The sequence below is a fragment of the Aeromicrobium senzhongii genome, assembly GCF_014334735.1.
Lineage (GTDB): Bacteria > Actinomycetota > Actinomycetes > Propionibacteriales > Nocardioidaceae > Aeromicrobium > Aeromicrobium senzhongii.
The window spans coordinates 1,902,689-1,920,548 of record NZ_CP060587.1 but is presented as its reverse complement, the minus strand read 5'-3'; the positions used below and the strand labels follow the sequence as shown (position 1 = coordinate 1,920,548).

Sequence of the window (17,860 nt, the reverse complement as noted above, 5' to 3'; positions counted from 1 at the left end):
CCTCGGCATGCCCGAGGCGCCGCCGCCGGTCCTGGCTCCCCGGCGCCCCACGCGCAAGATCAAGGTGGGCTCGGTCGACGTCGGTGGAGACGCCCCGATCTCGGTCCAGTCGATGACCACGACGCTGACCTCCGACATCAACTCGACGCTGCAGCAGATCGCCGAGCTGACCGCCGCCGGCTGTGACATCGTGCGCGTGGCGTGCCCCAGCCAGGACGACGCCGAGGCGTTGCCGGCGATCGCTCGCAAGTCGCAGATCCCGGTGATCGCCGACATCCACTTCCAGCCCAAGTACGTCTTCGCCGCGATCGACGCCGGCTGCGCGGCCGTGCGCGTCAACCCGGGCAACATCCGCAAGTTCGACGATCAGGTCGGTGCGATCGCGAAGGCGGCCAAGGACGCCGGCGTCTCGCTGCGGATCGGCGTCAACGCGGGCTCGCTCGACAAGCGTCTGCTCGAGAAGTACGGCAAGGCCACGCCCGAGGCGCTGGTCGAGTCGGCCGTCTGGGAGGCCTCGCTGTTCGAGGAGCACGACTTCCACGACTTCAAGATCTCGGTCAAGCACAACGACCCGGTGGTCATGGTGCGCGCCTACGAGCTGCTCTCGGAGCGGGGCGACTGGCCGCTGCACCTTGGCGTCACCGAGGCCGGCCCGGCCTTCCAGGGCACCATCAAGAGCGCCACGGCGTTCGGCGCCCTGCTCAGCAAGGGCATCGGCGACACGATCCGCGTCTCCCTGTCGGCGCCTCCGGTCGAGGAGGTCAAGGTCGGCATCCAGATCCTGCAGTCGCTGAACCTGCGCCCGCGCAAGCTCGAGATCGTCTCCTGCCCGTCGTGCGGCCGCGCCCAGGTCGACGTCTACACGCTCGCCGAGCAGGTCACCGCAGGACTCGACGGGCTCGAGGTGCCGCTGCGTGTGGCCGTCATGGGCTGCGTCGTCAACGGACCGGGCGAGGCCCGCGAGGCCGATCTCGGCGTGGCGTCCGGCAACGGCAAGGGACAGATCTTCGTCAAGGGCGAGGTCATCAAGACCGTGCCCGAGAGCCAGATCGTCGAGACCCTCATCGAAGAGGCGATGCGGATCGCCGAGACGATGGAGCCGGTCGAGGGCGGCGGCGCGTCGGTTTCGGTGTCCTGACGGACGCTGATCCGATGCCTCCGCGGGTACTCTCGTGCCATGACCGAGGTCTGTGACCAGTCAGCGGCGACGTCCTCCTATGTGAGGCCGTTGGGACGTGCGGACCTGGAGATCGTCCACGACGTGCTCGACCGCGAGCCGTTGATCGACATGTTCGTGCGTCACCGCGTCGACTCCACTCGGTTGGACCGCCGGTGGTTCGGTGCCGAGCTGTGGGGCTACTTCGAGGACGGCGTGGCGATCTCGCTGTTGCACGTGGGCGCGAACGTCGTCCCGGCGCAGGCCACGCCCGCAGCGATCGAGGCCTTCGGGGCGCGCCTGCTGTCCCACGGACACAAGCCCAGCTCGCTGGTCGGGCCGGCGACCGCGGTGCTGCCGCTGTGGGACCTCGTCAAGGACGAATGGGGACCCGCGCGGTCGCCCCGTCCCGCTCAGCCGTTCATGGTGCTCAAGCACGACAGTGACGTCCAGCTGGACCCTCGGGTGAAGCCCGTGCGGCTGGACCAGGTCGACGACCTCTATCCCGCCTGCGTGGCGATGTTCACCGAGGAGGTCGGCGTGCACCCGGAGTCCGTCGGCTCCCCGCACGGGTACCGCGCGCGGGTGACGCAGTTGGTGTCGATGGGCTGGTCCTACGCGATCATCGAGGACGGCACGGTGCTGTTCAAGACCGAGGTCGGCGCCGCGACCGACACCGGCTGCCAACTGCAGGGCGTGTGGGTGCACCCGGAGCTGCGGGGGACCGGCGTCGCCGCCCCGGCGTTGGCGTCGGTGGTCCGGCAGGTGCGCCGCTCGGTCGCCCCGGCGGTCACGCTCTACGTCAACGAGCACAACACTCCGGCGCGACGCGCCTACGAGCGGGTCGGCTTCCGCGAGGTCGAGACCTTCGCCTCGATCCTGCTGTGACACTCCACGGTTCGCACCGCCCCTCCCGAAAGCAGGCCACGATGCCTCGTCGTACCGATCTGGCGCTCGTCGCCGTCCCGTTCGCCGTCTCGGGGGTCGTCCACCTCGTCCGGCCCCAGACCTTCGAGCGGATCGTGCCCCGGTTCCTGCCGCGGCGCCGTGACCTCGTGCTGGTGTCCGGTGTCGCCGAGCTCGTGTGTGCCGCGGCCGTGCTCGCGCCCCGGACCCGGCGGGTCGGGGCGCTCGCGTCCGCCGGCCTGCTGGCCGCGGTGTTCCCCGCCAACGTGCAGATGGCGGTCGACGTCGTCGGCAGCCGCCGTGCCTCGCCGGCCTTCAAGGCGGGGGTCCTCGCCCGCCTGCCGTTGCAGTGGCCCTTGATCCGCGCGGCGCTCAACCTGGCGCGCTCCAGCGCCACCTGAACGGGTCGGGTGCCCGCCGGGTTGCCGGCCCGGACGGATAACCTCGTCGTATGCGCATGAGCCAGCTGTTCCTCCGTACCCTGCGCGACGATCCCGCCGATGCCGAGGTGCCGAGCCACAAGCTGCTCGTCCGCGCCGGCTACGTCCGTCGCGTCGCCCCCGGCATCTACTCGTGGTTGCCGCTCGGCCTGCGCGTGCTGGCCAAGGTCGAGGCGATCGTCCGTGAGGAGATGGGTGCGATCGGCGGCCAGGAGGTGCGGTTCCCCGCGCTGCTGCCGCGCGATCCCTACGAGGCGACCGAGCGCTGGACCGAGTACGGCGACAACCTCTTCCGGCTCAAGGACCGTCGCGGCAACGACATGCTGCTCGGGCCCACCCACGAGGAGATGTTCACGCTGCTGGTGAAGGACCTGTACGGCTCGTACAAGGACCTGCCCGCGATCCTCTACCAGATCCAGACCAAGTACCGCGACGAGGCGCGTCCGCGCGCCGGCATCCTGCGCGGCCGTGAGTTCATCATGAAGGACTCGTACTCCTTCGACGTGACCGACGAGGGCCTCGAGGCGGCCTACCAGGCGCACCGCGCGGCCTACATCCGCGTGTTCGACCGTCTCGGCTTCGAGTACGCGATCGTCCAGGCAGACTCCGGCGCGATGGGCGGCTCGGCCAGCGAGGAGTTCCTGGTCGTCTCCGAGAACGGCGAGGACACCTTCGTGCGTTCGCCCGGCGGCTACGCGGCCAACGTCGAGGCCGTCACCACGGTCGTGCCCGACCCGATCCCGTTCGACGGGCTGCCGGCGTCGCACGTCGAGGACACCCCCGACACCCCGACGATCGAGACGCTCGTCGCCCACGCCAACGAGGCGTTCCCGCGCGACGACCGTCCGTGGACCGCGGCCGACACGCTCAAGAACGTGCTCGTCATGCTGCGTCACCCCGACGGCTCCACCGAGCCGCTGGCGATCGGCCTGCCCGGCGACCGCGAGGTCGACGCCAAGCGCCTCGAGGCGCAGGTGTCCCCGGCGGAGGTCGAGGCGTTCGACGAGACCGCCTTCGCCAAGTACCCGGACCTGGCCAAGGGCTACATCGGCCCCGGCGTGCTGGGCACCGAGAAGGCCACCGGCATCCGCTACCTGACCGACCCGCGGGTCGTCGACGGGACGAGCTGGATCACCGGCGCCGACCAGCCCGGCAAGCACGTCTTCGACCTGATCGCCGGTCGCGACTTCACCTCCGACGGCACGATCGAGGCCGCCGAGGTGCGCGCCGGCGATCCGGCGCCGGACGGCTCCGGTCCGCTGGAGCTGGCGCGCGGCATGGAGATGGGCCACATCTTCCAGCTCGGCCGCAAGTACGCCGAGCGACTCGGCCTGCAGGTGCTGGACGAGAACGGCAAGCTCGTCACGGTCACGATGGGCTCGTACGGTATCGGCGTCTCGCGTGCGGTCGCCGCGGTCGTCGAGGGCTCCTACGACGAGGCCGGCATCGTCTGGCCCCGGGAGGTCGCACCGTTCGACATCCACCTCGTCGTGGCGGGCAAGGCGCCCGAGCTGTTCGAGGGTGCCGACGCGATCGTCGCCGACCTCGAGGCCGCCGGCCTGGAGGTCCTGTACGACGACCGACCCAAGATGTCGCCCGGCGTGAAGTTCAAGGATGCCGAGCTGATCGGTGTCCCGACGATCGTCGTGGTGGGCAAGGGCCTGGCCGACGGTGTCGTCGAGGTCAAGGACCGCGCCACCGGCGAGCGCCGTGACGTGCCTGTGGCGGAGTTGGTCGCCGCCTTGACGGCCTGAGCTCGTGGTCGGGGGACTGCTCGGGGCGCGACGCCCTGTCATCGCGGTGGTGCTGGTGCTCGCGCTGTCCGCCTGTTCTGGCGATCCCGACGGGCTGTCCGCCCAGGGGTCGCTCGCGGACCTGCGCAAGGCCGGCATGGCGATCCTGGAGTCCGCATCCGAGGGTGAGGCCTCCGTCGAGGCTCCGGCCCGCGACGTCCCGTGCGGCGGGCTGGGCGGCAACGAGTGGAACAAGATCTCGTATTCGTACGAGGCTGCTGCCGGTGTCGTCGAGGACGCCGACGCGAGTCTCGCGCGGGCCATCGCGGCGATCGAGGACCTGGGGATCCGCCACGACGGGGTTCAGCAGTGGCCCTCGGGGCCTGGCGTGTCGTTCTACGCCGAGGGCTTCAACGGCGGGGTCTTCGTGCACGAGGACGGCGCCCTCGAGGTGCGCGCCCAGACCGACTGCCTCGACAACCCCGAGCGATGAAACGGGCCGTCGGCATTGACACCGCCGTGAGGATGAGCCGGTGAGACGTACCGCAATCCTCGTCCTGCTGGTTCTCGGCCTGACGGCGTGCACGAGTGAGTCGTCACCGGAGCCGTCGGGCCCCACCGTGCTGTCGCTGGACTCCGTGCCGGAATTGACGGTCGGCGAGGACTACGACGTCGTCACGCTCGTCCCGACCCGGATCGACGGCCGTGCCGCCTCGCTGGCGGGGTGGACGGCGGACGGCACCGAGATCCTCGAGCGCCACGCCCACAGCGCCGACGGCGACCCGAAGGGCGACGACCCGTACGCCGTGGCGTTGGTGGCACGCGACCCGAAGACGGGGCGCACCACGGTGGTGTCGGACCGCGCCCGGCGGCAGGGACAGGTGGCGCGCGACCGGATTCCCGGGAATGCGCTGCAGATCGTGTCCACCGTGGTCGCGGGCGATCTCGTCGCCTGGTTCGAGATCCGAGGCAACGGCCCGAGCGGCGATCTGTACGTCCATGACATGGGCGCCGGTACCGAGCGGCGCCTCGTCCGATCGGTGGCCCACGCCTCGGAGACCGGGCCCGTGATCCACGGCGAGCACGTGTACTTCGTCGGGATCGACGGAGACGACCCGCAGCGGCTGCCCGCGCGGACGTCCGTGTATCGCGTGCCGGTCGACGGCTCGAGGGAGCCCGAGCTCGTGGCCGCGGGCGCGACCGACGTCTTCGGCGACCAGTCGGTGCTGGCGCCGGCCGAGGGGATGCTGCAGGTGGCCTTGGAGGATCGCGTCGTGGACTGGGACCCCGAGCGGGGTGCCGAGGGCGAGGTCGACGGCACCGAGTTGCCGGCCGACTGCGGCGTCTCCGCCGGCGAGGGCGTCACGGTCGCGTGTGCCGGCGAGCCCCAGGAGCTGACCATCGACACCGGTGACCGACGCTTCGTGGTCACGGGTGCATCGGGCAGGTTCGCGTGGCTGGAGGCGAACGGGCGGTGGGTGCGGTTCACGATTGATGACGACGGCGACCAGACGCAGTACGTGTTCGACGTCATCGGCGAGAAGCTGCTGCGGGTGCCCGCGTCCCGGAACCTGAGAGGACTACAGACCACCTCGTACTTCCTCGGGGTCCTCGCCAGCTGGGACCCCTATCCCACCGAACCCGTGATCGAGTTCGTGCGCTGATCTGCCAGAATCCGTCAACGCCAGTTACAGCGAATGGATGGGGGAGTCCACGATGCGCAGCACCGTCCGTTCACGTGTGATCACGGGAGTCTCGGCTCTCGTCCTCGCAGCAGGCCTCGGTGCCTGCTCGGGTGAGGGGTCCGGCGACCCCGAGGGATACGCCGAGCCCACGCGACTCGTCGCCGACGCCAGCACGCCCTTCGCGCAGGAGGGGCAGGACTACACGGTGAGCGGCAAGGTGCTGGGTCGCCTCGGCGACCGCTCGGCCGCCTTCGCCGGCTGGACCGAGGACGGCACCGAGATCTACCAGCGATTCCCCGGTCGGTTCGACATCTCGAAGCGGCCGGGTGACAGCGACCCGCGCCAGGCGGCCCTCATGGCCCGGGACCCCGCAACGGGCAAGACCCGCGTGCTGTCCGACCGGCCCCGGACGGCTCGGCCCGCGCCGCCGTTGGTGCACGATCTGGGCTACAGCGCCACGACGATCGACGGTAACCGTGTGCTGTGGGTCGAGACCTACGACATCAGCCTCGGCGACCTCTACGTCCACGACCTCGAGACCGGCCGCGAGACCCTGCTGGTCAGCGCGAAGGGCGCGGGCAAGTCCAACCCGCCGTGGCCCACCGGGTTGGTCGATCCCGTGGTGCGCGGTGACACCGTGTACTTCGTCGGGTACACGGAGGCGACGGTGAACGAGGTGCGCGGTGCCCGAGGCCGGACGTCCGTGTTCGCGGTGCCGATCGACGGCAGCGGTGAGCCCACCGAGATCGTTCCGGGTGCGACCGATCTCTTCGCAGGGCCCGACGGCCTGCTCGAGGTGGTCCTGGCCAACCGCCTGGTCCGCTGGGATCCGGCGAAGGGCCCGGACGGCGAGGTGGACGGATCGAATCTGCCGGGGCCCGAGCTCTACGCGAACGAGTCGGGCGTGCGGATGAGCCACAGCGAGGACGGCAAGCCGATCCTCATCGAATCGCCGAAGTACGGCCGCTTCCAGATCACCGTGGGCAACGCGGGCTCGGTGTATCTGACGGCCTCCGACCGGTGGGCGGCCTTCTCGATCCTGCTCGAGGGTGGCACCCAGGCGTTCCTGCTCGACATGGCCCGTGGTGAGCTCCGTCGCATCAAGGATGTCCAATTCGTGTGGCACGGTCGGCCCGCGACCCCGGAGACGTACATCGCGCGGCCCCAGTACGAGATCACGCCGAAGACGTTCGACGTCCTCGAGTTGGTGCCGGCGGACTGATCAGTCCAGCCCGGGGAACGGCTCGGGCTCCGCGCCCCAGCGCACCTGGCCCAGCGCTGCGGTGCGCAGGCCGCGGACCGCGCGGTCACGTGCCTTGTCCTCGGTGACGGCCACCAACCGGACGCAGGTGGCGGCGATGCGCGACTCGACGTCCTGCACCAGGGCCCGTGCGGCGGCGGCGTCCCGCGGATCGGTCACCGCGTAGGAGGGTCGCGGGCCCGCCGGGCGGCCGCCGAGCGACTCGACGACGCCGCCGAGCCGATCCCGGGTGGTCCGGTGCGCCGCCAGGTCCTTGCGTGCGGCGCCGGCCAGGTCGGGGAAGCGTGCGCCCACGAGTCCCAGGACCCAGATCGCCTCGTGCTCGAGGGCCAGCCAGCGCTCGGTGAGGCGCAGCTGCGTCTCGGCGCTCATGCCAGCGTCACCGCTTGGGCGAGGCCGGCCGACAGGGAGGCCAGAACCTGGGCGAACTCCGGCGAGATCGCGGTCCGGGCGTCGGTCGCGCGATGGCGGGAGGCGGTGCGCAGCGCTCCCGCGAGGTCACCCGCGGTCGTCGTGGTCCCGGGGGTGGCGCCGAGTTGCTCCAGTTGGGCGGCCAGCAGGGTCGCGACGGCGGTGTTGTCGGCTCCGCGTGCGATGGCCAGCACCCGCTGCTGGTCGTCCACCACGGCCTTCATCAAGGAGGTGTCCTCGGGACGGGGGAGCGGCTTGGGCTTCGCGCCCACGGCACGCAGGGCGTCGTCGAAGGTGTCGGTGACGAAGAGGCCGGCCAGCGCGACGGCCACGCCACCGGCGGCTGCCAGGACGACACGACGGCTGCTCACGACCGCAGACTACCGAGCGAGCGCACTTCGATAAGATGGGGTGTTCACGCACCACAACTGAAGAGGACCAGAGATGACGACCCCGATCATCGACCGGATATCGAGTCTCCTCGAGCCCGTGACCGCCTCGCTGGGACTTGACCTCGAAGAGGTCGAGCTGCTGGGCAAGGACGAGCGCCGCCGTCTGCTCGTCGCCGTCGATCGCGATGGCGGCGTCGGCATCGACCAGGTCGCCGAGGCCACCCGTGCCATCTCCGCCGTCCTCGACGAGTCCGACGTGATGGGGGAGGGCCGCTACACCCTCGAGGTCGCCTCGCGTGGCGTCGACCGCCCCCTCGTCGAGCCGCGCCACTGGCGCCGCAACGCCGGCCGCCTCGTCGCGGTCGAGCTCACCGACGGCGAGCGCTTCGAGGCCCGTATCGGCTCGAGCGACGACAGCGGCGTCGAGCTGAGCATCTCGGGTGACACCACCCGCTTCCCGTACGACGAGATCGTCAAGGCCGTCGTCCAGATCGAGTTGAACCGGAAGGACGTCTGATGGACATCGACATGTCCGCGCTGCGGATGCTGGAGCGCGAGAAGGGGATCAGCTTCGACCTCGTCGTCGACGCGATCGAGACCGCGCTGCTGTCCGCGTATCACAAGACCGGCGGCGCGCAGCAGCACGCGCGCGTCGAGCTGGACCGCAAGACCGGCCACGTCACCGTGTGGGCCCGCGAGCGGGTCACCCCGCCGCCCACCGAGGACGGCGAGCCCCAGCCGGCGACCTTCACCGAGGAGTTCGACGACACCCCGGAGGACTTCGGTCGCTTCGCCGCGTCGGTCGCCCGCCAGCTGATCATGCAGCGCATCCGCGACGTCGAGGACGAGCGCAAGTTCGGCGAGTTCTCCGGCCGGGTCGGCGACATCGTCTCCGGTGTCATCCAGCAGGGCCGGTCGCCCGGCGACGTGCTGATCGACCTGGGCAACATCGAGGCGATCCTGCCGGTGAACGAGCGGGTCCCCGAGGAGCGCTACGCCCACGGCGAGCGGATCAAGGCGTACGTCTACGAGGTCGAGCGCGGCATGCGCGGGCCCCGCGTCAAGGTGTCGCGCACCCACCCGAACCTGGTGAAGCTGCTGTTCGCGCTGGAGTCGCCCGAGATCGCCGACGGCACCGTCGAGATCGCCGCGATCGCCCGCGAGGCCGGTCACCGTACGAAGATCGCGGTCAAGGCGAACGCTCCAGGCGTCAACCCCAAGGGCGCCTGCATCGGTCCGATGGGCCAGCGGGTGCGCTCGGTGATGAGCGAGCTGCACGGCGAGAAGATCGACATCGTCGACTTCAGCGAGAACCCGGCCGAGTTCATCGCCTACGCGTTGTCGCCGGCCCAGGTCAAGGGCGTGACGATCGTGGACGAGACGATGCGCTCAGCGCGGGTCGTCGTGCCGGACTTCCAACTTTCCCTGGCGATCGGCAAGGAGGGCCAGAACGCCCGCCTCGCAGCGAAGTTGACCGGTTGGCGGATCGACATCCGGCCCGACACCGCGCCCGTGCCCGATGGCGATTCGTCGTCCTCCCGGTAGAGCCGCTAGACTTGACGATGGTGATTCGTACGTGCGTCGGATGTCGGCAGCGTGCGGACAAGACCACTCTGGTGAGAGTCGTCGCCGACCGGGATGACACGGGATGGACCGTGGAGCCCGATCCCGGCGGATCTCGACCGGGCCGCGGAGCGCACTTGCACCCCGCGGAACGGTGCCTGAAGCTCGCCCTCGACCGGCGGGCGTTCGTCAGGGCGCTTCGTCTCGAAGGGCCCGTCAGTACGAACGCCGTCGCTGATTGGGTGCGAGCCGAAGTCGCCCGGAGAGCCTGACCACCCGTGGTACCGACCGGTGCCACTCGAAACGGAAATCGGAGCACACGCTCATGAGCACTCGATGAGTACTTCCCAATGAGCCTGTACGTCAACTACTGATCCGTGCCTCCTTCGGGGCCGGATCCCTGAAGGAGAAGAGTGGCTGTAAGAGTCCACGAGCTCGCCCGCGAGCTAGGTGTTGAGAGCAAGGTCGTCCTGTCCACCCTCAAGGAGATGGGCGAGTACGTGAAGTCCGCGTCCTCGACCGTCGAGGCGCCTGTCGTGCGCCGCCTCAAGGAGGAGCACGGCGACCGCCTGCGCGAGCAGGGCGCCAAGAAGTCCCCCAAGAAGGCCCCCGCCGCCCAGCCGGCCGAGGCCCCCCAGGCGAAGGAGAAGGCCCCCGCGCCGGCTCCCGCCGAGTCCGCCGCCGCCGAGGTCGCCGCACCGCCGGCCACCCCGTCGGCTCCCGCCGCGCCGAAGCCCGGCCCGGCTCCCACCCCCGGTCCCAAGGCACCCGCGCCCGCAGCTCCCGAGGCTCCGGCCCCGGAGGCTCCTGCGGCCGAGGTTCCGGCTCCTGAGGCTCCGGCCCCGGCTGCCGAGTCCACGAGTGCCCGTCCCGGCCCCGCTCCGACCCGTACCCCGGGCCCGCGTCCGGGTCCGGCTTCCACGCCGCGTCCGGGTCAGGCCGGCGGCCTGCCCACCGGCGGCCCCCGTCCTGGTCCTCGCACCCCTGCGGCGCGTCCGGGCAACAACCCGTTCTCGTCCAAGCAGGGCATGCAGCAGGACCGCGCCCCGCGGCCGCCTGCCGCACGTGAGGGTGGCGCCGGCGCCGCTCCGGCACGTCCGGGCATGCCCCGCCCGAACCCGGCCATGATGCCCAAGCAGTCGTCGGTCACCCCGGCACGTCCCGGTGGCCGTCCCGGCCCCGGCGGTCGCGCCGGTGGTCCCGGTGGTCGTCCCGGTGGCGGTGGCGGCGCAGGCCGTCCCGGCGGCGGTGCCGGTGGCGGCGCTCGTCCCGGCGGCTTCAGTGGTCCCCCCGCGGGCGGCGGTCGTCCCGGTGGACCCGGTCGCAACCAGCGCGGCGGCACCCAGGGTGCCTTCGGCCGCGCCGGTGGCCCCGTGCGTCGTGGTCGCAAGAGCAAGCGCGCGAAGCGTCAGGAATTCGACCAGATGCAGGCGCCGTCGATCGGCGGCGTGCGCGTCCGCAAGGGCGACGGCGAGGCAGTGCGCCTCGCACGTGGCGCCTCGCTGACCGACTTCGCCGACAAGATCGGCGTCGACGCGGCATCGCTCGTCCAGGTGCTGTTCCACCTCGGCGAGATGGTCACCGCGACCCAGTCGGTCAACGACGAGACGCTGCAGCTGCTCGGTGAGGAGCTGAACTACGACGTCCAGGTCGTCTCGCCCGAGGACGAGGACCGCGAGCTGCTCGAGTCCTTCTCGCTGGAGTTCGGCGAGGACGTCGGCGACGACTCCGATCTGACGGCGCGCCCGCCGGTCGTCACCGTCATGGGTCACGTCGACCACGGCAAGACGAAGCTGCTCGACGCCCTGCGTCAGGCGAACGTCGCGGCCAAGGAGGCCGGCGGCATCACGCAGTCGATCGGTGCCTACCAGGTCACCACCGAGGTCGACGGCAACGAGCGCGCGATCACCTTCATCGACACCCCGGGTCACGAGGCGTTCACCGCCATGCGAGCCCGTGGTGCCCAGGCGACCGACATCGCGATCCTCGTGGTCGCGGCCGACGACGGCGTCATGCCGCAGACGGTCGAGGCGCTCAACCACGCCAAGGCCGCCGGTGTCCCGGTCGTCGTCGCGGTCAACAAGATCGACAAGGAAGGCGCCGATCCGACCAAGGTCCGCGGCCAGCTGACCGAGTACGGTCTCGTGCCCGAGGAGTACGGCGGAGACACGATGTTCATCGACGTCTCGGCCAAGTCCGAGATCGGTCTCGACGCGCTGCTGGAGGCCATCGTGCTGACGGCGGACGCCGAGCTGGACCTGCGTGCCAACCCGAACCAGCGGGCCGAGGGTCTCGCGATCGAGGCTCACCTCGACCGCGGTCGTGGCCCCGTCGCCACCGTGCTGGTCCAGCGCGGCACGCTGCGGGTCGGCGACTCGCTCGTGGCCGGACCGGCCTTCGGTCGTGTGCGCGCCATGCTCGACGAGTTCGGTGCCAACATCGAGGAGGCGACCCCGTCGCGTCCGGCGCTCGTGCTCGGCCTGACGGCCGTGCCCGGCGCAGGTGACAACTTCATGGTGGTCGAGGACGACCGCCTGGCCCGTCAGATCGCCGAGAAGCGTGAGGCCCGTGAGCGCAACGCGCTGCTGGCCAAGCGTTCGGGTCGCCGGACCCTCGAGGACTTCATGTCCTCGCTGGAGAAGGGCGAGACCGACGAGCTGCTGCTCATCCTCAAGGGTGACGGCGCCGGCTCGGTCGAGGCGCTCGAGGACTCGCTGGCCAACATCGAGATCGGCGACGAGGTCGCACTGCGGGTCATCGACCGCGGTGTCGGCGCGATCACCGAGACCGACGTCAACCTGGCGGCTGCGTCCAACGCGGTCATCGTCGGCTACAACGTCCGCCCGCAGGGCAAGGCGACGGAGCTGGCCGACCGCGAGGGTGTCGAGATCAAGTACTACTCGGTCATCTACCAGGCCATCGACGAGATCGAGGCGGCCCTCAAGGGCATGCTCAAGCCGATCTACGAGGAGCAGCAGCTCGGTACCGCCGAGATCCGCGACATCTTCAAGTCGTCGAAGGTCAAGGGCGGCAACATCGCGGGCTGCATGGTCACCAGCGGGTCCATCCGCCGCAATGCGAAGGTTCGCATCGTGCGCGACGGCTCGGTCGTGGCCGACAACCTCGACGTCCTGTCCCTGCGCCGTGAGAAGGACGACGCGTCCGAGGTCCGCGAGGGCTTCGAGTGCGGTGTCGTGGTCTCGTACTCCGACATCAAGGTCGGCGACGTGATCGAGGCCTTCGAGCTGGTCGAGAAGAAGCGCGACTGACATGGCAGGTCCACGTCAGGCCAAGCTCTCCGACCGCATCAAGGAGATCGTGGCGACGATGCTCGAGCGGCGGGTCAAGGACCCGCGGCTCGGCTTCGTCACCATCACCGATGTGCGGCTGACCGGTGACGGTCAGCACGCCTCGATCTTCTACACGGTCATGGGCGACGAGCGCGCTCGGGCGGACACGGCGGCGGCGCTGATCAGCGCCACCGGCCTGATCCGCAAGGAGGTCGGCAGTCAGCTCGGGGTGCGGCACACGCCGTCGCTCGAGTTCTTCCTGGACTCGGTGCCCGAGACGGCGCGCGAGATCGAGGAGCTGCTGGCCAAGGCCCGCGAGTCCGACGCCCGCGTCGCCGAGCGGGCCCAGGGCGCGGCGTACGCCGGCGAGCCGGATCCGTACAAGGTGCGCGAGGACGACGAGGAGCCCGGTGACGACTGAGTCACCGGGTGGTCCGGCCAGCGGGCTCGTCGTCGTCGACAAGCCCGCTGACTGGACCTCGCACGACGTCGTCGCGCGCATCCGCCGGCTGGCCGGCACGCGCAAGGTCGGCCACGCCGGCACGCTCGACCCGATGGCCACCGGAGTCCTGGTGGTCGGGGTCAACCGTGCGACGCGGCTGCTGGGCTATGTCGCGGGCTCCGACAAGGAGTACCTCGCGACGATCGCCCTGGGCGCCACGACCGTCACCGACGACGCGCAGGGGGACGAGACCGGCACCGCCGACGCCTCGTCCCTCGGCGCGGAGGCGGTGCGCGAGGCGATGCTCCCGCTGACCGGCAAGATCGAGCAGGTGCCGTCCGCGGTGTCGGCGATCAAGGTCGACGGCAAGCGCTCCTACGCCCGGGTCCGTTCGGGCGAGCAGGTCGAGCTGGCCGCCCGCGCGGTCGAGGTCTCGACCTTCGAGCTGCTCGACTTCACGCCCGGAACGAGGGCGTACGCCCAGGTCCGGGTCGAGTGCTCCAGCGGCACGTACGTGCGTGCGCTGGCACGCGATCTCGGCGCCTCGCTGGGCGTCGGGGGACACCTCACCAGCCTGCGGCGCACTCGCGTGGGCCGCTTCGGCCTCGACCGCGCCCGCACGCTCGACGAGCTGGCGCAGTCCTTCGAGATCGTCGGCCTCGACGACGCCGCTCGCGCCTCCTTCCCGGGGGCCGAGCTCTCCGAGCAGCAGGCCCAGGCCGTCCGGTTCGGCCGGGCCCTTCCGGACCTGCAGCTGCCGCCCGGCGCCCCGGTCGCGATGTTCGCGCCCGACGGCTCCTTCCTGGCGTTGTACGAGTCCGCGGGCGCCGGGGCGCGCCCGGTCGCAGTCTTCGTCTGAGACGGCCTAGGCTGAACGCCATGCCGTTCGGATCTTCGTCTTCTCGCGGGTGGGTCCGACGTGTCCTCCTCGGCGGCCTGCTGGTCCAGGTGGGCGCCATCGTCTCGCTGATGGCGACGACCTCGATCCGCAAGCGCCTGCGTGCCAAGGGCACGCCTCCGCTGCCGCGCGTCCCCGCCGAGCACTTCCCGATCGGCGGCGGCAACGAGGTGCAGGTCTACGTCTCGGGCGAGGTGCTGTACGACGACATGCTCGCGGCGATCGCCGGGGCCCGTCGCCGCATCCTGCTGGAGTCCTACATCATCAAGGCCGACGCGATGGGCCGCCGGTTCCGCCAGGCGTTGCGCGACGCGGCCGACCGCGGCGTCGAGGTGTGCGTGATCTACGACGGGTTCGCGAACCTCGTCGTGCCGCCGCGCTTCTTCCGGTTCGGTCACGGGATCAAGATGATGCGCTACCCGATCCTGCCGCGGCGCCTGAACGTGTTCAGCCCGCGCTCGTGGGGCCGTGACCACCGCAAGATCCTCGTCGTCGACGACGCCATCGGGTTCGTGGGTGGGTACAACATCGGCAGCCTCTACGCGAACGAGTGGCGCGACACCCACGTGGCCCTCACGGGTCCGGCGGTGTGGGACCTCGAGAACGCGGTCATCGACTTCTGGAACGACAGCCTGTTCCGCACGAAGATCCGGGCCCTGACCGAGGCCACGTGGGATCCGCACGTGCGGGCCCACCGCAACGTCCCGCGCCAGCTGATCTTCCCGATCCGCGGGATGTACCTCGAGGCCATCGACCGTGCCGTGTCGACCATCGAGATCACGCAGGCGTACTTCATCCCCGACCAGGACATCCTGCAGGCGCTGATCGACGCCAGCCGGCGCGGCGTGCACGTGCGGATCCTGGTGCCGAAGGTGTCGAACCATGTCGTGGCCGATTTCATCGCCCGCAGCTACTTCGGTCCGATGCTGGAGGCCGGGATCGAGATCCTGCGCTACCGCGACCACATGGTGCACGCCAAGACCATGACGATCGACGGCGAGTGGTCGACCATCGGCACGGCCAACATCGACCGGCTGAGCCTGACCGGCAACTACGAGATCAACCTCGAGATCCTCGACGAGAAGCTGGCCCGGGGCATGAGCCGCATCTTCGAGCGCGACGCCCAGAAGGCCGAGGTGCTCGACGTCGCCACGTGGCGGTCGCGTCCCACCATCGCGCGGCTGTACGAGCGGCTGCTGCGCCCGTGGCGTCCGCTGGTCTGAGTCAGCCCGCGCGGTAGCCGATGCCGCGCACCGTGACGACCGCGTCGCTGCCGAGCTTCCTGCGCAGGTAGCCGACGTACACGTCGACGACGTTCGAGCGCAGTCCGTTCTCGTGTCCCCAGACGTGCTCGAGCAGTTGCTCGCGCGTGAGGACCTGCCCGCGATGGCGCAGCAGGGTCTTGGCCAGGGCGAACTCCCGCGGTGAGAGCGCGACCTCGCGTTCGCCCACCCAGGCGCGCCGGGCCCGGGCGTCGAGCCGCAGTGCGCCGGTGGACAGGTCTTCGCCGCCGCCCGGGGACGGGTCCGTGCGCCGGAGGTGCTCCCGGACGCGGGAGACCACCTCGTGGTCGTCGGTCCCGGCAGCCAGGACGACGACCGGGAGCGCCGGTCGTTCCTCGCCCTGACGCTCGACCATGGCGACCCCGTGCGTCCCCGCACTGTCCGGATCGAGCACGACGAGGTCGGCCTCGTCGTGGCGCGCGTCGGCGAGCCCACTGCCCCCCGAGGTCACGTGGACCTCGAATCCAGCGGCGCGCAGCGCGTCGGCGATCGAGGACGCACGTGCGCCCTGCGCCACCACCACGATCTGCCGCATACCTTCGATGGTCCACCCTGGCTGGTCGCAGCTGAAGGGGCCTCAGCGGAAAGCGGGCGCGCGCGGCGGAGGATCGGACGCTCCCCGGCGCAGCACGGGAAGGACCCGAGGGGGGACGAGCTCGGACAGCACGATCACGCTGCTGGTGCGGGCCACGGACCCGGATCCGCTGATGTGCAGCAGCGTGTCCTTGAGGTCCTCGTGGGACGTCGCGGCGATCTTGCAGACGATGTCCGCCTCACCGCTGGTGATGAAGGCCTCGAGGACGCTCGGCAGCGACATGAGCTCCTCGGTGACGGCGTCGATGGAGCCCTGGACGATCTGCAGCGTCACGAACGCCTGCACCGGGTGGCCGGCGGCCGCGAGGTCGATGTCGGGGGCGTACCCGGTGATCACGCCCGACTCCTCCAGCTTGCGCAGGCGCGACTGGACCGTCGCTCGGGCGACGCCCAGGAGTCGTGACAACTCCAGGTCACCGACCCGGGGGTGGTCGTGCATGGCCTCGATGAGCGCGACATCCAAACGGTCCACCATGGATCGAGCCTAGCAATCTGGACAGTTCCGACCCGGTTGTTGTGCGCTGAATGTCTAGCGTGGACAGTTCCGGGGGTGGAGGTTGCCCAGCGCCGACCTCAGGTGTGTCCTGAGTCACATGACTCTCGATCTCACGGACGCCGAGCGGCTCGCCCACCTCGACCTCGATCAGCTGCGCCAGCTCGTCGGCCTGGTCGAGCACGATGCCACGACGGACCCGTTCCCGGTCACCGGCTGGGACGCGCTGGTGTGGGACGTCGGCAACGCCACCCAGTCGGCCCACTTCTTCATGTCCGCCTACGGCATGGACCTCGTGGCCTACTCCGGCCCCGAGACCGGCAACCGCGACCATCACGCGTACGTCGTCGCGAGTGGCGCCGTCCGTTTCGTGCTCCGCGGTGGCGTCGCGCCCGACAGCCCTGTGATGGATCACCACCGCCTCCACGGCGACGGGGTCGTCGACGTCGCGCTCGAGGTCCCCGACGTGGACGTGTGCGTGCGCCACGCCCGCGAGCAGGGCGCGACGATCCTGCAGGAGCCGCACGACGTCACCGACGAGCACGGCACCGTGCGGATGGCGGCGATCGCCGCGTACGGCGACACGCGACACTCGCTGGTCGACCGCAGCCGGTACTCCGGCCCTTACCTGCCGGGCTTCGTGGCACGGTCGTCGACCCTGCGGCGCGACCCGGGAGCGCCTCCCATCTTCCAGGCGCTCGACCACGTGGTGGGCAACGTCGAGCTGGGCCGGATGGACGAGTGGGTCGACTTCTACCGCCGTGTCATGGGCTTCACCAACATGGCCGAGTTCGTGGGCGACGACATCGCCACCGAGTACAGCGCCCTGATGAGCAAGGTGGTCGCCAGCGGCAACCACCGGGTGAAGTTCCCGCTGAACGAGCCCGCGATCGCCAAGAAGAAGTCCCAGATCGACGAGTACCTGGAGTTCTACCGCGGTCCCGGCGTGCAGCACCTGGCCCTGGCGACGCCCGACATCGTGCAGACCGTCGACCGGCTGCGCGACGCGGGGATCGAGTTCCTCGCCACGCCCGACTCGTACTACACGGACCCGGCGCTGCGGGAGCGGATCGGCGAGGTGCGCGTGCCCATCGAGGAACTGCAGCGTCGCGGGATCCTGGTCGACCGGGACGAGGACGGCTACCTGCTGCAGATCTTCACCAAGCCGATCGGCGACCGGCCGACGGTGTTCTTCGAGCTGATCGAGCGCCACGGCTCGCTGGGCTTCGGCAAGGGCAACTTCCAGGCCTTGTTCGAGGCGATCGAGCGCGAGCAGGCGCGGCGTGGCAACTTCTAGGCCCGGGAGGCCCTGA

Annotated in this window: 19 protein-coding genes; 15 read left to right on the top strand and 4 right to left on the bottom strand. The window is 70.5% G+C overall.

Going from position 1 to position 17,860, the window contains the following annotated elements; translation table 11 throughout:
- Positions 1-7: 7 nt before the first annotated feature.
- From ispG to H9L21_RS09485, 7 genes are read left to right on the top strand one after another with little or no spacing between them, the layout of a single operon-like run.
- Entirely contained in the window at positions 8-1,138 is a 1,131-nt protein-coding gene (gene ispG / locus H9L21_RS09515; protein ID WP_154596115.1) for a flavodoxin-dependent (E)-4-hydroxy-3-methylbut-2-enyl-diphosphate synthase, read from the top strand.
- Positions 1,139-1,177: 39 nt separating this feature from the next.
- The gene (locus H9L21_RS09510; protein WP_154594726.1) at positions 1,178-2,044 is read left to right on the top strand and encodes a GNAT family N-acetyltransferase; all 867 of its coding nucleotides are present in this window, start codon (positions 1,178-1,180) and stop codon (positions 2,042-2,044) included.
- A 41-nt stretch (positions 2,045-2,085) separates the two neighbouring features.
- Positions 2,086-2,463, top strand: coding sequence for a DoxX family protein (locus tag H9L21_RS09505; protein ID WP_154594727.1), 378 nt, complete (start codon positions 2,086-2,088; stop codon positions 2,461-2,463).
- A gap of 50 nt (positions 2,464-2,513) precedes the next feature.
- Positions 2,514-4,256, top strand: a complete 1,743-nt coding sequence (locus H9L21_RS09500) for a proline--tRNA ligase (RefSeq protein ID WP_154594728.1) — start codon at positions 2,514-2,516, stop codon at positions 4,254-4,256.
- 4 nt (positions 4,257-4,260) lie between these two features.
- The gene (locus H9L21_RS09495; RefSeq protein ID WP_154594729.1) at positions 4,261-4,728 is read left to right on the top strand and encodes a hypothetical protein; all 468 of its coding nucleotides are present in this window, start codon (positions 4,261-4,263) and stop codon (positions 4,726-4,728) included.
- A gap of 40 nt (positions 4,729-4,768) precedes the next feature.
- Positions 4,769-5,899: a hypothetical protein gene (locus H9L21_RS09490; protein ID WP_154594730.1), complete on the top strand. Its 1,131-nt coding sequence runs from the start codon at positions 4,769-4,771 to the stop codon at positions 5,897-5,899.
- 52 nt (positions 5,900-5,951) lie between these two features.
- A complete protein-coding gene (locus H9L21_RS09485; protein WP_154594731.1) occupies positions 5,952-7,142 on the top strand; it encodes a hypothetical protein in 1,191 nt (396 codons plus the stop codon).
- On the opposite strand, the gene H9L21_RS09480 is transcribed toward H9L21_RS09485, so the two are convergent.
- Both H9L21_RS09480 and H9L21_RS09475 read right to left on the bottom strand, forming a co-directional pair.
- Positions 7,143-7,553: a DUF4439 domain-containing protein gene (locus H9L21_RS09480; RefSeq protein WP_154594732.1), complete on the bottom strand. Its 411-nt coding sequence runs from the start codon at positions 7,551-7,553 to the stop codon at positions 7,143-7,145.
- The gene (locus H9L21_RS09475) at positions 7,550-7,963 is read right to left on the bottom strand and encodes a hypothetical protein (protein WP_154594733.1); all 414 of its coding nucleotides are present in this window, start codon (positions 7,961-7,963) and stop codon (positions 7,550-7,552) included. Before H9L21_RS09475 ends, H9L21_RS09480 begins: the two co-directional genes overlap by 4 nt.
- Positions 7,964-8,036: 73 nt before the next feature.
- On the opposite strand from H9L21_RS09475, the gene rimP reads away from it, so the two are divergent.
- The 7 genes from rimP (at position 8,037) to H9L21_RS09440 (ending at position 15,400) form a co-directional block, all read left to right on the top strand.
- Positions 8,037-8,501, top strand: a complete 465-nt coding sequence (rimP, locus tag H9L21_RS09470) for a ribosome maturation factor RimP (protein ID WP_154594734.1) — start codon at positions 8,037-8,039, stop codon at positions 8,499-8,501.
- On the top strand, positions 8,501-9,529 hold the full coding sequence (nusA, locus tag H9L21_RS09465) for a transcription termination factor NusA (RefSeq protein WP_154594735.1): 1,029 nt from the start codon (positions 8,501-8,503) through the stop codon (positions 9,527-9,529). Before rimP ends, nusA begins: the two co-directional genes overlap by 1 nt.
- A gap of 17 nt (positions 9,530-9,546) precedes the next feature.
- Positions 9,547-9,819 carry a YlxR family protein gene (locus H9L21_RS09460; protein WP_154594736.1) on the top strand — a complete coding sequence of 91 codons (273 nt, stop codon included), beginning with the start codon at positions 9,547-9,549 and terminating at the stop codon, positions 9,817-9,819.
- Positions 9,820-9,960: 141 nt separating this feature from the next.
- On the top strand, positions 9,961-12,816 hold the full coding sequence (gene infB, locus H9L21_RS09455; RefSeq protein WP_187411409.1) for a translation initiation factor IF-2: 2,856 nt from the start codon (positions 9,961-9,963) through the stop codon (positions 12,814-12,816).
- 1 nt (position 12,817) lies between these two features.
- Complete coding sequence (gene rbfA, locus H9L21_RS09450) at positions 12,818-13,258, top strand: 30S ribosome-binding factor RbfA (RefSeq protein ID WP_154594737.1); 441 nt, start codon at positions 12,818-12,820, stop codon at positions 13,256-13,258.
- Entirely contained in the window at positions 13,248-14,138 is an 891-nt protein-coding gene (gene truB, locus H9L21_RS09445; protein WP_222865754.1) for a tRNA pseudouridine(55) synthase TruB, read from the top strand. The genes rbfA and truB overlap by 11 nt, the downstream gene beginning before the upstream one ends.
- 20 nt (positions 14,139-14,158) lie before the next feature.
- On the top strand, positions 14,159-15,400 hold the full coding sequence (locus H9L21_RS09440; protein WP_154594738.1) for a phospholipase D-like domain-containing protein: 1,242 nt from the start codon (positions 14,159-14,161) through the stop codon (positions 15,398-15,400).
- Position 15,401: 1 nt separating this feature from the next.
- Here the strand turns inward: H9L21_RS09440 and H9L21_RS09435 are convergent, their stop codons facing one another.
- Together H9L21_RS09435 and H9L21_RS09430 are read right to left on the bottom strand one after the other, a co-directional pair.
- Positions 15,402-15,995 (bottom strand): response regulator transcription factor, encoded by a 594-nt coding sequence (locus H9L21_RS09435; RefSeq protein ID WP_154594739.1) that lies wholly within the window; start codon positions 15,993-15,995, stop codon positions 15,402-15,404.
- A 42-nt stretch (positions 15,996-16,037) separates the two neighbouring features.
- A complete protein-coding gene (locus H9L21_RS09430) occupies positions 16,038-16,529 on the bottom strand; it encodes an Lrp/AsnC family transcriptional regulator (protein ID WP_154594740.1) in 492 nt (163 codons plus the stop codon).
- Positions 16,530-16,647: 118 nt separating this feature from the next.
- Between H9L21_RS09430 and hppD the strand changes: the two genes are divergently transcribed.
- Positions 16,648-17,844, top strand: coding sequence for a 4-hydroxyphenylpyruvate dioxygenase (gene hppD, locus H9L21_RS09425; protein WP_154594741.1), 1,197 nt, complete (start codon positions 16,648-16,650; stop codon positions 17,842-17,844).
- Positions 17,845-17,860: the final 16 nt, after the last annotated feature.